The sequence below is a fragment of the Enterobacter sp. Sphag1F genome, from assembly GCF_014193275.1.
GTDB classification, from domain to species: Bacteria; Pseudomonadota; Gammaproteobacteria; order Enterobacterales; family Enterobacteriaceae; genus Pantoea; species Pantoea symbiotica.
The window spans coordinates 188,323-200,942 of the sequence record NZ_JACHZD010000007.1; the positions used below are offsets into that span (position 1 = coordinate 188,323).

9 protein-coding genes are annotated in these 12,620 nt (G+C 56.2%); 6 read left to right on the plus strand and 3 right to left on the minus strand.

The genetic code is table 11. The features are described 5' to 3' along the window. Positions 1-14: 14 nt before the first annotated feature. The 3 genes from bcsA to bcsR are packed head-to-tail and all read right to left on the minus strand — an operon-like array spanning position 15 to position 3,540. Entirely contained in the window at positions 15-2,618 is a 2,604-nt protein-coding gene (gene bcsA / locus FHW71_RS20505) for a UDP-forming cellulose synthase catalytic subunit (protein WP_179452846.1), read from the minus strand. Then, a complete protein-coding gene (gene bcsQ / locus FHW71_RS20510; RefSeq protein WP_179452845.1) occupies positions 2,615-3,346 on the minus strand; it encodes a cellulose biosynthesis protein BcsQ in 732 nt (243 codons plus the stop codon). The genes bcsA and bcsQ overlap by 4 nt, the downstream gene beginning before the upstream one ends. Then, positions 3,346-3,540, minus strand: coding sequence for a cellulose biosynthesis protein BcsR (gene bcsR, locus FHW71_RS20515; protein ID WP_179452844.1), 195 nt, complete (start codon positions 3,538-3,540; stop codon positions 3,346-3,348). Before bcsR ends, bcsQ begins: the two co-directional genes overlap by 1 nt. A 196-nt stretch (positions 3,541-3,736) precedes the next feature. On the opposite strand from bcsR, the gene bcsE reads away from it, so the two are divergent. The 6 genes from bcsE to FHW71_RS20545 all read left to right on the plus strand — a co-directional run bounded on the left by bcsE (position 3,737) and on the right by FHW71_RS20545 (position 12,619). Continuing rightward, positions 3,737-5,287, plus strand: coding sequence for a cellulose biosynthesis protein BcsE (bcsE, locus tag FHW71_RS20520; protein ID WP_179452843.1), 1,551 nt, complete (start codon positions 3,737-3,739; stop codon positions 5,285-5,287). Next, positions 5,284-5,472 (plus strand): cellulose biosynthesis protein BcsF, encoded by a 189-nt coding sequence (locus FHW71_RS20525; protein ID WP_008105667.1) that lies wholly within the window; start codon positions 5,284-5,286, stop codon positions 5,470-5,472. The genes bcsE and FHW71_RS20525 overlap by 4 nt, the downstream gene beginning before the upstream one ends. After that, positions 5,465-7,096: a cellulose biosynthesis protein BcsG gene (bcsG, locus tag FHW71_RS20530; protein ID WP_179452842.1), complete on the plus strand. Its 1,632-nt coding sequence runs from the start codon at positions 5,465-5,467 to the stop codon at positions 7,094-7,096. The genes FHW71_RS20525 and bcsG overlap by 8 nt, the downstream gene beginning before the upstream one ends. 247 nt (positions 7,097-7,343) lie before the next feature. Then, complete coding sequence (gene hmsP / locus FHW71_RS20535; protein ID WP_175501727.1) at positions 7,344-9,356, plus strand: biofilm formation regulator HmsP; 2,013 nt, start codon at positions 7,344-7,346, stop codon at positions 9,354-9,356. Between the two features lie 228 nt (positions 9,357-9,584). Next, entirely contained in the window at positions 9,585-10,865 is a 1,281-nt protein-coding gene (locus FHW71_RS20540) for a dicarboxylate/amino acid:cation symporter (protein WP_008105722.1), read from the plus strand. 245 nt (positions 10,866-11,110) lie between these two features. Continuing rightward, positions 11,111-12,619, plus strand: a complete 1,509-nt coding sequence (locus tag FHW71_RS20545; RefSeq protein WP_179452841.1) for a pitrilysin family protein — start codon at positions 11,111-11,113, stop codon at positions 12,617-12,619. The last annotated feature ends 1 nt before the right edge of the window (position 12,620 follow it).

Genomic DNA, 12,620 nt, shown 5'->3' on the forward strand with positions numbered 1-12,620 from the left:
GTCATATCATCAACTTAAGTAAAATCGGTTTTGATCGTCGCGGGCTGGCGGTCAATACGCTGCGGTAGCAGTGTCGCCAGCCAGCTCACCAATGCGGTGAGCCCACGGAATAAACGGCGCAGTGGTGCAGGGCCATACTCGGCCAGACGCAGATAGCCTTTAAAACCCAGCACCATAATGTCGGCCAGACTTTGCACCGGTTTGTCTTCCGGGAAGCCGTCCTGCCACAGCGCCCAGGTATCGGCGCGGGCGAAAGTGCATTGAATAAATTCAATGTGTTGACGCGTGCTGAGTTGATGCAAACGAATGCCGGCGCGACGGCCAAACACGCGTTGCACCTGACACGGGAAGCTGAACTCTTGCTGACCACGGCGCAGCAGCAGCGACACGGTTTCGTCCTCTTTCAGCGCATCGGCTTCACGCAGCTCAACGCCCACGCCGCCGTCGGAATAGTCGCGCAATGTGCACGGCACCATGTGCCCATCCTCACGCGCGATGGCGGCGGGCATGGCGATTTCCACACGATGCGCTTCGCGGATTTGGCGCGCTTCAACCGAAACCGCCACCGCGCCGCCGAGAATAATCATGTTGTAGATCACCCACACCAGGCTGACCCAAATGGTGAGCATTTCGTTGGCCGGACCGTACGCCATGCGCCAGAAGGCCATACCGATACCGGCGATATTCAGCAGCACCAGCATCATGTACGGCTTGGTAATCACCCAGTCGAGATGACGCTCGGCCACCAAACCGCCTTTGGCGGTAACATTGAACTTGCCTTTATGCGGATTGAACAGCGCCACCGTGGTTGGTCGCGCGATGTACCACGCCAGCACGGTTTCATACACTTCGCTCCAGAACGAGTGACGCCAGCGGCCCTGAATGCGCGAGTTGGTCAAACTGGTGTGCAGCATGTGCGGCAGCACGTAGATGGCGATCGCCAGCGCGGGCGCGTAAATGATGTAGGCGTGGAACAGTAGAAACGCCAGCGGTGCCAGCAGGAAGATCAGGCGCGGAATCCCGGCGAGAAAGTGCAGCATGGCGTTGGCGTAACACAGGCGCTGCACCAGCTTTAACCCTTTGCCAAACAGCGGGTTATCGAGGCGGAAAATCTGGACCATGCCGCGCGCCCAGCGGATACGCTGGCCAATATGCGCGGACAAACTCTCGGTGGCCAAACCGGCAGCCTGTGGAATACGGATATACGCCGAGGTGTAACCCTGACGATGCAGGCGCAGCGAGGTGTGTGCATCTTCGGTGACGGTTTCTACCGCAATGCCGCCGATCTGATCCAGCGCGGTACGGCGCAATACGGCGCAGGAGCCGCAGAAGAACGCTGCATCCCAGGTATCGTTGCCATCCTGCACCAAACCGTAGAACAGCGAACCTTCGTTAGGCGTCTGGCGGAAGCGGCCGAGGTTACGTTCGAACGGATCGGGCGAGAAGAAGTGGTGCGGCGTTTGCAGCATCGCCAGCCGATGATCTTTCAGGAACCAGCCCATGGTCAGCTGCAGAAACGAGCGCGTCGGCACATGGTCGCAGTCAAAAATCGCCACATACTCGCTGCGGCACACCGCTTTCAACGCATGGTTGATGTTGCCCGCTTTGGCATGTTCGTGAGTAGGGCGCACCACGTAATTGACGCCGACGCTGGCGGCAAATTCGCGGAACTCTTCGCGCGTGCCATCATCCAGCAGGTAGATATTCAGTTTGTCCTGCGGCCAGTCGATGCCCATCGCCGCGTAGATGGTCGGTTTCACCACGCTGAGCGGTTCGTTGTAGGTCGGCACCAGAATATCGACGCTCGGCCACGAGGTAATTTCCGGCGGCATCGAGACCGGCTGACGATTGAGCGGCCACAGCGTCTGGAAATAACCCAGCACCAATACCGCCCACGCATAGGTTTCGGCACCAATCAGCAGCAGACCAAACGTCAGGCTGAGCGGATCGTCCCAGTTGAGGGTTTCGGTATAGCGCCACCACAGATAACGGCAGGAAATCGTCAGCGATAACACGATCAACATGATAGTAGACAAGCGCCCCGGCACGCGCCGCACCAGCATCGCTAATCCCCATAACAGCAGCACGAAGACAAACTGCGTGGTGATGCCGAAGGGCTGCGAAATGCACAGCAGCGCCAGCAGGCTGGCAACAACAGCCGCCACGATAAACAGCAGCTGACGCAACCACGCGGGCAGCGCCTGAATACGTTGTTCGCTGCGCTGGGCAAAACGGTTGTGTTCCAGCCGTGCTGGCAGCGCGCCGAGCCATTGATACAGCCGTTCGCGCCAGCGGAACAGCGGCTTGACGCTGAAACTTTTACGCGTGCGCTTGTCGAGCGGCAATACCAGCATCAGCCACAGGCTTTGCAGTGCATAGCGCAGCGGGTCAAGCGGTCGCGGACGCAGCGGCGAAATTTGCGGATAGTAACGCTGACGATGTTGCAGGATGCGCTGCCAGCCGGGTGTTTCCAGCCGCAACAGCGACCACGCCAGCACGCACCACATCAGATGCAGTGCGATGGTGAAGCGGCCCGCGCCATGCTGATGCGCCAGCTGTGCGCGGCGTTGCAGTGCCTGCCACGCTTGCGGCATCAGCAGCCAGCGTAATGGATTCACGCCACGCCTCCCGCCACATTAAGCAGCAGCCAGTTGGCCAGCGTGTTGATCTCTTCACTGGCCAGCGCATGCGGCCGATATTCGCCCACCGGTTGTTTCATCATCAGCGCTTCCGCCAGCGCTTCATCGCGGTGAATGACCTGTGGAATCAGGTTTTTCAGCGAGCTGATCCACAGCTGATGCAAATCCTGCTGCAGTTGGCTGTTGGCGTTGAACTGGTTGATCAGGAACAGCGTGTGCGCAGGAAAACGCGCGTGATGCAGACGCAACTGGCAGTTGGCATCCAGCGTCAGCACCTGCAGCAAACGATCGGCTGCGGCAACCAAAGATCGCTGCCACGGCAACAGATCCGCTGGGATGTCGAAAATAATCCAGTCGTAGTGTGATTTCAGGGCCGGTAACGCATTTAGCAGCGGTGCGGCAAATTCTGAGTTGATATTGCTGATGTTGGCGCTCTGTTGCGGCGTGAGTGCGCCAAACGGCAGAAAATCCAGTCCCGCTTGATAGCGCTGTGCGCACTGCTGCCAAGCTTGCTGTTCGAGCAGCGCAGATGCCCAACCCTGAGTGTGGGTGAGCGGCAAATTGAAGTGGGCAGCCAGTTGATTTACCGGGGAAAAGTCGATAACCAGTACCGATTGCTGCAGCGCGTTAAACGCCCAGCCGAGCGCGGCGCTCAGCGAACTGGCGCCACAGCCGCCACGCAATCCTTGTAATGCAATAACAGGCATTAACGTTCTGACTCCTGTGCCGCGCTTATTTCACGCAGCAATGGCCAGCGCGTCATAATGGTATTAAGTCGCGCTTCGCGGGCAATATCAATGTAACGAAATGCCTTGAGAGAAAAGGAATCACTCAAAGCGGTAATGTCATCGTGCTCTTCGCTGCTAGCAGCATTTAGCGAAAATGCATTCTCTGTTTTCATTATTTTTTTGCCACCAAAAAATCGACAACGGATGAATTGTGCTTCTATTTTTTGTAAAGTTTAAACCTGAAGTAAAGACAAATGCTATCCACAGATCAATGTGATTTGCATTAATAGGCTATTTTTTTATTTCACCGGTTCCAATTGTGGCTGTGTGGATTAAACTAGCCTCGATTTTATCGATCGCGAATAAAATATGAAAAATCATTATGCGCTTGGCCTGCAGCAGATTCAGCAGGAATTAAATACTCTGCAGAATCCAGGGTTTTACTGGATTACCAGCCAGCGTCAGGAAGATGCAAGAATGCTTTTACGTCAGGTGGTTAGCCAGCAAAAGGCGGCTACGCTGATCAGTGCAGACGAGAAACCGCAGGCGCTGCTGACGCCCGATCCCACCGGCGGTCCGGCGCGTATGCCGTTATTTTCACTGCCGGCGAATAAAAGTAGCTTACAGCAGCTGGAGAGTGATTTTTCCCGCGTGCTGAATAGTCGCAGCGGACTGGTGATTTTTTATAGTAATGCCGCGTTGTGGGGAAAATTATCGCCCGATGAGTTGACCATTTGGCTTAAGCGCATGCGTCGATTGATAACAAAAAAACAAATCACGCTGTTAATGATCACCTCCGGCGCGTCAATAATTCACTTACGTAATCATCTGCAAGGTTATTTTCGCCAGCTTGATGGTCTCGCGCATTTAGATTTTCAGCAGGACAGTTGGCAATATCGAATTAACTGGTGGTATGCGGCAGATAAATTACTGGCCGATCGTGCTATCCGTTTGAGTTGCGGTGATAATCAATTTATTGCCGAAAATGATGCAGAACAAAATATTCCATTAAGCCGCAATGATGAAAACCAATTCCTTGCGCAAGAAGGTGTGCTGGAAGGCGCACCGCCACTTTCTGTGCAGTGGCAATTATTTAGTGACAATGAAAGCGTGTTCTCGCGTGCCCAGCAGGCAAATGCGGCAACCGTCATCTTTAGCCTGGTCCATAACCAAGACATTAATTCTTTAGCAACCATGGTCCATAGTCTGCGCCGTTCACGCGGTAGCGCGCTTAAGATTGTGGTGCGCGAAATCAGTACCACGCTGCGCTACAGTGATGAGCGTTTGCTGCTGGCCTGCGGGGTGAATGCCATCGTACCAACGGCGGCCAGCCTGTCGCGTTTTCTTACCACGCTGGAGGGGATTCAGGGGCAACAGTTCTCGCGCCATGTGCCTGCCAATCTCAACGCCCTGATGCAGGCGCTGCAACCATTGCAGCAGAAAGGCTATTTACCGCTGGACGCGTTTTGCGCGGCGGTGCAGCAGCTAATGGCCAACACGTTGCTGCCGGAAAATGACAAAGGTTTGCTGGTGGCGCTGCGTGCGGTGCCGCAGCTGAAACCCGAACAGATTCTGACGCTGTGCAAACCGCGCCGCTTCGGTGATTTGGTGACGCTGGTGAACGACCGCATCTATCTGTTCCTCTCTTCGTGCCGCTTCAACGACTTGGATATCGCGCTTAAATCAATCTTCTCCTTGCCGCATGACGAGCTGTTTAGCAATCGCATCGTCTGGTTTGAAGATAATCAGATCGTGTCGGAGGCGGACAAGATTCGTCAGCTGACATCGGTGGTACAGCGCGACAGACAAGCCGCGCCGCTGGCCGCTGTGCCAGTCGCTACGCAGGCCGACGTGCCTGAGCGCGGAGCACAAACGCCGCAGCCGATTACCCTCAACCTCGACGGAGTAAGCCACCAATGACACTGATGGATTGGGTGCAGGTGGCGATCCTGCTGTTACTGATTTTACTGTTCCTGAGATCACTGTTTGGGCGCGGGCTCACGCGCAGCGGCACCAATCCGCTGCTACGTTTGCTGCCGACGCGCGCATTGAAATCAGAAGGGCAGTGGCAACGCAAAACCAATAAAACGGATAAACATGAATAACAGATTCACGATGCACGGTTCGTGGTGGCGCGGCCTCGGTGGCTGGAACTTTTACTTCCTGATCAAATTTGCGCTGCTGTGGTATGGCTACCTCAATTTCCACGCGCTGAGTAATCTGGTGTTTCTGGCGTGGCTGCTGTTCCCGCTGCCGAGCGCGCGGCTGCATCGTCTGCGTCAGTGGATTTCGCTGCCAATTGGCATTACGCTGTTCTGGCACGATACCTGGCTGCCGGGACTCAACTCGATCATGAGCCAGGGCAGTCAGCTGGCGGGCTTCTCGCCCAGCTATCTGCTCGACCTTGCCGATCGCTTTATCAACTGGGAGATGATTGGCGCGGCCTTTGTGCTGCTGGTGCTGTATCTGTTTGTCGCGCAGTGGATTCGCGTCACCGTGCTGGTGTCGCTGATGCTGATCTGGCTCAACGTGCTGACGATCGCCGGGCCGGCAATGAATTTACTGCCGAGCAGCGCCGCTACGCCGACGGTGAAGCTCAACGATACGCCTGCGGCGAAAGCGCCAGATGGCCTCGATCAATCCGCGCCGCCAACCAGCGCCAATCTTACCGCGTGGCTTAACCGTTTTTACGACGCCGAGCGCCAGCGTTCAACGCACTTCCCGGACGCATTGCCTGCCGATTCGCAGCCGTTCGATATTCTGGTGATCAACATCTGTTCGCTGTCGTGGTCGGATTTGAATGTCGCGCAGCTGCGCAATCATCCGCTGTGGCAGCACTTCGATATTCTGCTCAACAACTACAACTCCGCCACCGGTTACAGCGGCCCGGCGGGAATTCGTCTGCTGCGTGCCAGCTGCGGCCAGAGCTCGCACAGCGATCTGTACAAAGCCACCGATCAGCGCTGCTACCTGTTTGATAATCTGGCCAAGCTGGGCTTTAAACAGCAGTTGATGATGGATCACACCGGCGTGTTTGGTAACTATCTCAAAGAGCTGCGTGAAGAGGGCAATCTGCAGGCGCCGTTGATGTCGCAGGCGGGCATCGCGCCGGAAGTGACGTCGTTTGATGGCTCGCCGGTATTTAATGATGCGCAGCTGATGCAGCGCTGGCTCGACGATCGCACCAAGAGCAGCGATGCGCGCTCCGCTACCTTCTATAACCTGATTCCGCTGCACGACGGTACGCGCGAGCTCGGCAGCACGCGCAGCGCCGACTGGCAGCCGCGCGCCAAAGTGCTGTTTGATCAGCTCGATGCTTTCCTGACTAATCTGGAGAAATCGGGGCGTCGCGTGATGGTGCTGGTGGTGCCGGAACACGGCGCGGCGCTGCAGGGTGACAAGATGCAGATGTCAGGATTGCGTGACATCCCAAGTCCGGATATCACCCATGTGCCGGTCGGCATTAAGTTTGTCGGCATGAAAGCACCGCATCAAGGCCAGCCGCTCAGCGTGGAGACGCCAACCAGCCTGATGGCGATTTCGGAAATCGTCTCACGCGTGGTGGATGGTCAGGTGTTTAACGCGCCGAACGTCAATATGTCGGTACTGACCGATAATCTGCCGCAGACGCCGGTGGTATCGGAGAACGATAATGCGGTGGTGATGATGTATCAGGGCAAACCGTGGATCCGCCTGAACGGCGGCGATTGGGTGCCGTATCCGCAGTAATCCGGAACGAGGATGAACCAGGTCGCCATAAATGGCGACCCTACAGAATTTATATCGTAGGGGCGCCATTTATGGCGACCTGGCATGCATTTACTCACGCCAAAACCTGCATAATTCCGAATCACTTCATAAATAACCCAACTTGCCTATTTTTCGCCTTTATCCCGGCGAAAAAAACGCGTGACTTGGGATATACTCGCTGCGAATTTCATCTCATTACACGCCTATGTGGCCTGGAGAAGTTTTGTTGCGCGTCAGTCGTTCTCTAACGATAAAGCAGATGGCGACGGTTTCCGCTGTGGCGATGGTGACCATCTGCATCTTTATTGTCATCCAGCTCTTTCACTTTGTGCAGCAGCGCAGGATTGACTACGCCCAGCAAATGGAAAATGTGGCGCACACCGTGCGTCAGCCGCTCTCCGAAGCAGTACTCAAAGCCGATATTCCGCAAGCGGAACGTATTCTCAATACGCTAAAACCGGCCGGTATTTTATCGCGCGCCGATGTGGTGTTGCCGAATGCCTTCCAGGCGCTGCATGCCGATTTCGCACCGGAAAAACCGGTGCCACGCTGGGTCGCACGCCTGTTTGAACTGCCGGTGCAAATCACGCTGCCGCTCTATTCGGTCGAGCGATCGGGCTTGCCGAAGCCGATTGCCTATTTGGTGTTGCAGGCCGACTCCTCGCGCGTTTATCAGTTCCTGCTCAGCACCTTGTCGACCATGATCACCACCTATCTGCTGCTGGCGCTGATCCTCTCGATCGCCATCAGCTGGTGTATCAATCGCTTGATTGTGCATCCGCTGCGCGACATTTCGCGTGATTTGCAGGAGCTGCCGCCGCAGGCGATTCTGACCCACAAAATGAAGCTGCCGCATAATCATCGTGATGATGAAATCGGCATGCTGATCCGCAGCTACAACCGCAATCAGCAGGTGCTGGAGTCGATTCACGACGAAATGAGCCGCATGACTACCCATTTCGCCGTGACGGATCTGCCCAATCGCGCGCTGTTCCTTGCGCTACTCGAACAGCACATGAGCCATCGCCACAATCGTCAGGCGTGGGGCTTGATGGTGATTCGCATTGAAACGCTGCAGGAAGCCAACGGCGTGTTGAGCGATGAGCAGCGCGATACGTTGATGCTGACGCTGGTGGAGAAGATTCGCAGCACCGTCGACGATCACTCGCTGCTGGCGCAAACCGGCCCCAGCGACTTTGCCTTGCTGATGAAGCGCGCGCACAATCCGTTCCGCGCCATGCGTTTAGCGCGCAACCTAATGATTCGCATCAATCAGCCGGTGAACCTGCAACAGCTGCAGCTGCGTCCGAATGCCAGCATTGGTCTGGCGCTGCACGAAGAGAACAGCATTTCGGCCAGCGAACAGCTTGATCGCGCTACCTCGGCGATGATGTCGGCGCGCCATCAGGGCAAAAATCAGATTCTGTTCTTCGACCCGGCGCTCACCGAGCGGGCGCAAAAGCGTTTAACGCAGGAGCACGACATCTTGCAAGGTTTACAAGACGAGCAGTTTGCCCTCTATCTGCAGCCGCAAATCAATATGGAAACCGGCGAACTGGCTGGTGCCGAAGCGCTGCTGCGCATGCGCATGCCGGATGGCAGCTACGGATTGTCAGAAGAGTTTATTGCCAGCGCCGAAGAGATTGGCGTGATTTCGGCCATTGGCCGCTGGGTGTTTGAAGAAGCTTGCCGCATTCTGGCCGGCTGGCAGAAACAGGGCATTAATATCCCGCTCAGCGTCAATATCTCGGCGGTGCAGCTGCGTGATGCCAGCATGGTCAGCCATTTGCAGGGCTTGCTGGAGCGCCATCGCATTGCGCCGGGCAACTTCGTACTGGAAATCACCGAAACCGCGCAGATTGGCGATGCCGAGCAGGCGATTGCGCTGCTGCGCTTACTGCAGCAAACCGGCGTGGCAGTGGCGCTCGACGATTTCGGTATGGGCTACTCCAACCTCAACTATCTGCATCAGTTCAAAGCGCTGCCGGTGAATAAGCTGAAAATGGATCGCAGCTTCGTCGCCGCGCTGCCGGATGACGACACCATGGTGCGCATCGTGGCGGCGATTGCCGACATCATTCACCTCGACGTCATCGCCGAAGGTGTGGAAACCGCCGAGCAGCGCGACTGGCTGCTGGCGCGCGGAATTACTATAGGGCAAGGCTACTTATACGCTGAAGCGCTGCCGCTCCACGTCTTTAATCAACGCTGGCTTAATAGCCCGCAACTCCCTGAATAATCACCTTGGTTATTGATTTTACTTACAAAATTGTAGCGAAGCGCTGTGCTGAAGCGTTTCAGTTCATAGTTAGAGTTTTGTAACTTTTGTAAGGAATAGTAGGGGATATTAATCTTGTTAACAGGGTGTTATTTTCCTCGCCATCGGTAAGGTTTTACGCTTCTGGCGGCTTGCCGCATGCGTTCTCCACAACAATGGCGGTGCGAACCGTCTTACTGGACACCTGTTATGAAAATCTTAAAAAGCCTCTATTTTCAGGTACTGGTTGCCATCGGCATCGGCGTCCTGTTGGGCCACTTCTATCCTGAGTTAGGCGCGCAAATGAAGCCGCTTGGCGATGGTTTCGTTAAGTTGATCAAGATGATCATCGCCCCCGTGATTTTCTGTACGGTGGTGACCGGTATTGCCGGCATGGAGAGCATGAAAGCCGTTGGACGTACGGGCGCAGTGGCGCTGCTGTACTTTGAAGTGGTCAGCACCATCGCGCTGATCATCGGTTTGGTGGTGGTTAACGTGGTGCAGCCAGGCGCGGGCATGAACGTTGATCCGGCCACGCTGGATGCCAAAGCAGTCGCGGTTTACGCGCAGCAGGCAGAGCAGCAAGGTGTGGTCGCCTTCCTGCTGGATGTGATCCCGAATAGCGTGATTGGTGCCTTCGCCAGCGGCAACATTCTGCAAGTGCTGCTGTTCGCTATTCTGTTCGGCTTCGCTCTGCATCGCCTCGGCAGCGCTGGCACGGTGATGTTCAACGTCATTGAGAGCTTCTCGAAAGTGATCTTCGGCGTCATCAACATGATTATGCGTCTCGCGCCAATCGGTGCCTTCGGGGCGATGGCCTTTACCATCGGTAAATATGGCGTCGGCTCGCTGGTGCAGTTGGGTCAACTGATCATCTGCTTCTATATCACCTGCGTGCTGTTCGTGGTGGTGGTGTTGGGGCTGATTGCACGCTTCGCCGGCTTCAACATCTTTAAATTTGTCGCCTACATCAAAGAAGAGCTGCTGATTGTGCTCGGTACATCCTCATCTGAATCGGCGCTGCCGCGCATGCTGGATAAGATGGAGAAGCTGGGTTGTAAGAAATCGGTGGTGGGCCTGGTGATTCCAACCGGCTACTCCTTCAACCTGGATGGCACCTCGATTTACCTCACCATGGCGGCGGTGTTTATCGCGCAGGCGACCAACGCGCATATGGATGTGTTCCACCAAATCACGCTGTTAGTGGTGCTGCTGCTCTCCTCAAAAGGCGCAGCGGGCGTAACCGGCAGTGGCTTTATCGTGCTGGCGGCGACCTTGTCTGCGGTGGGACACTTGCCGGTGGCTGGTCTGGCGCTGATTCTCGGTATCGACCGCTTTATGTCCGAAGCGCGTGCGCTGACCAATCTGGTGGGTAACGGCGTAGCGACCATCGTGGTGGCGAAGTGGGTCGGTCAACTGGATGAGAAACAACTGAATGCGACGCTTTCTTCAGGGAAAAAGGTGAATAACGCACCAGAAACCGCCGCATAACCTGCTATTTGCGTTAATTTGCCGAGAAATGCCCGCTGTCGCTTGCCCTGACAGCGGGCATTTGCATAATAAACCCCATTGATTTTTTTCCCGATTTTTTGCCTCGTTGCGCGACATCCTGACCTTCTCGTGGTCAAAGAGTCTGTTATTAAATAAACGTGGCGGCAAAATGCCGCACCGGTCACCCCAGATGTGGCCGAACATGCCGCGCTAACGAGCGTTGATCTGTTTGAGTAGGGGTTCACATGCAGGGCACCAGAATTCGGCTTTTGGTTGGCGGATTGCTACTGGCAGCGTCCGGTTTTGGCGTGCACGCCGAGACGCTCCAACCCGATCCCGCCTGGCAGGAAGGCAAACTGGACAATGGTTTTAGCTGGCAGCTGCTGACCACACCACAACGTCCAAGCGATCGTATTGAGCTGCGCCTGATTGTTAACACCGGTTCGCTGGTGGAGAGTGCGCAACAAACTGGCTATAGCCATCTTTTACCGCGTTTAGCGATGGTGCATAACGCCACGCTGGACACCAATCAGCAGCGCGCGCTGTGGCAGCAAGCCATGGATCCGCAACGTCCGCTGCCGCCCGCCATCTCGTCGTACGATTACACCCAATACAACCTGAGCTTGCCGAATAACCGCCCTGATCTGCTGAAAGAAGCGCTCAGCTGGCTGGCGGCGACCGCCGGGAAAATGACGATTAATGAGCAGGTGGTGGCTACTGCGTTAACGGCCACCGATCCGATTGCCACCTGGCCCGCCAATACCCAGGATGTGTGGTGGCGCTATCGCCTGAAAGGCTCGGCGATGCTGGCGCACGATCCGGGCGAGCAACCGCGCGCGCCGGTGGATATCGCCCAGCTCAACAGCTTCTATCAGCAGTGGTACACGCCAGACGGCATGACGCTGTACGTGGTGGGAAATGTCGATAGCCGTAGCATGGCGGAGCAGATCAACAAAGCCTTCGCGCCGCTGAAAGGCAAGCGTGTAGCGCCTGCCGCACTGCCAACGCTGTCACCGCTGCCGCATCAGCCGGTGAATCTGGTGAATGGCGGCATGAGTCAGGATCGCCTGTCGCTGGTGTGGGACACCGCATGGCAACCGATTCGCGATTCGCAGAATTTGCAGCGCTACTGGCAGAGCGATTTAGCGCGTGAAGCGCTGTTCTGGCATGTGCAGCGCGCGCTGGCTGACAGCAAAGCGCAAAGCGTGCAGGTTGGTTTCGATTGCCGTGTGCTCTATCAGCGCGCGCAGTGCTCGATCAACATGGACAGCCCGAACGCCTCTTTGCCGCAGAATATGAATCAGGTGGCGAAAGAGCTGGCGGCGGTGCGCGACAAAGGGTTACCGCAGGAGGAGTTTGATGCGCTGATGGCGCAGAAGCTGCTGGAGCTCAATAAGCTGTTTGCCACTTACGCCCGCACCGACACCGATATTCTGATGGGCCAGCGTCTGCGCTCGCAGCAAAATTCGGTAGTGGACATTGCGCCTGAGCAGTATCAAAAGCTGCGTCAGACGTTCCTCGGCGAGATGACGCGTGATCAGTTGAATCAGGAGCTGCGTCAGCAACTGTCGCAGGAGCTGACCATGGTGCTGATTCAGCCGCAGGGTGAAGCCGAGACCAACGTGAAGATGCTGCAGGAAGGCTGGGACAAAGTGATGAAGCTACCGGAACCGCCAGCGGCTCCGGCTAGCCCGGAAGAAGTGAAGCCGGATAACAGCGCAGGCGCGGCGGAACAGACCGCGCCATCATCCTGAT

Excerpts from the sequence above, each read along its gene's own strand:
- bcsQ (WP_179452845.1), bottom strand. The coding sequence starts at position 3,346 with ATGCCTGTTATTGCATTACAAGGATTGCGTGGCGGCTGTGGCGCCAGT.
- bcsR (WP_179452844.1), bottom strand. The coding sequence starts at position 3,540 with ATGAAAACAGAGAATGCATTTTCGCTAAATGCTGCTAGCAGCGAAGAG.
- bcsE (WP_179452843.1), top strand. The coding sequence starts at position 3,737 with ATGAAAAATCATTATGCGCTTGGCCTGCAGCAGATTCAGCAGGAATTA.
- FHW71_RS20525 (WP_008105667.1), top strand. The coding sequence starts at position 5,284 with ATGACACTGATGGATTGGGTGCAGGTGGCGATCCTGCTGTTACTGATT.
- bcsG (WP_179452842.1), top strand. The coding sequence starts at position 5,465 with ATGAATAACAGATTCACGATGCACGGTTCGTGGTGGCGCGGCCTCGGT.
- FHW71_RS20540 (WP_008105722.1), top strand. The coding sequence starts at position 9,585 with ATGAAAATCTTAAAAAGCCTCTATTTTCAGGTACTGGTTGCCATCGGC.
- FHW71_RS20545 (WP_179452841.1), top strand. The coding sequence starts at position 11,111 with ATGCAGGGCACCAGAATTCGGCTTTTGGTTGGCGGATTGCTACTGGCA.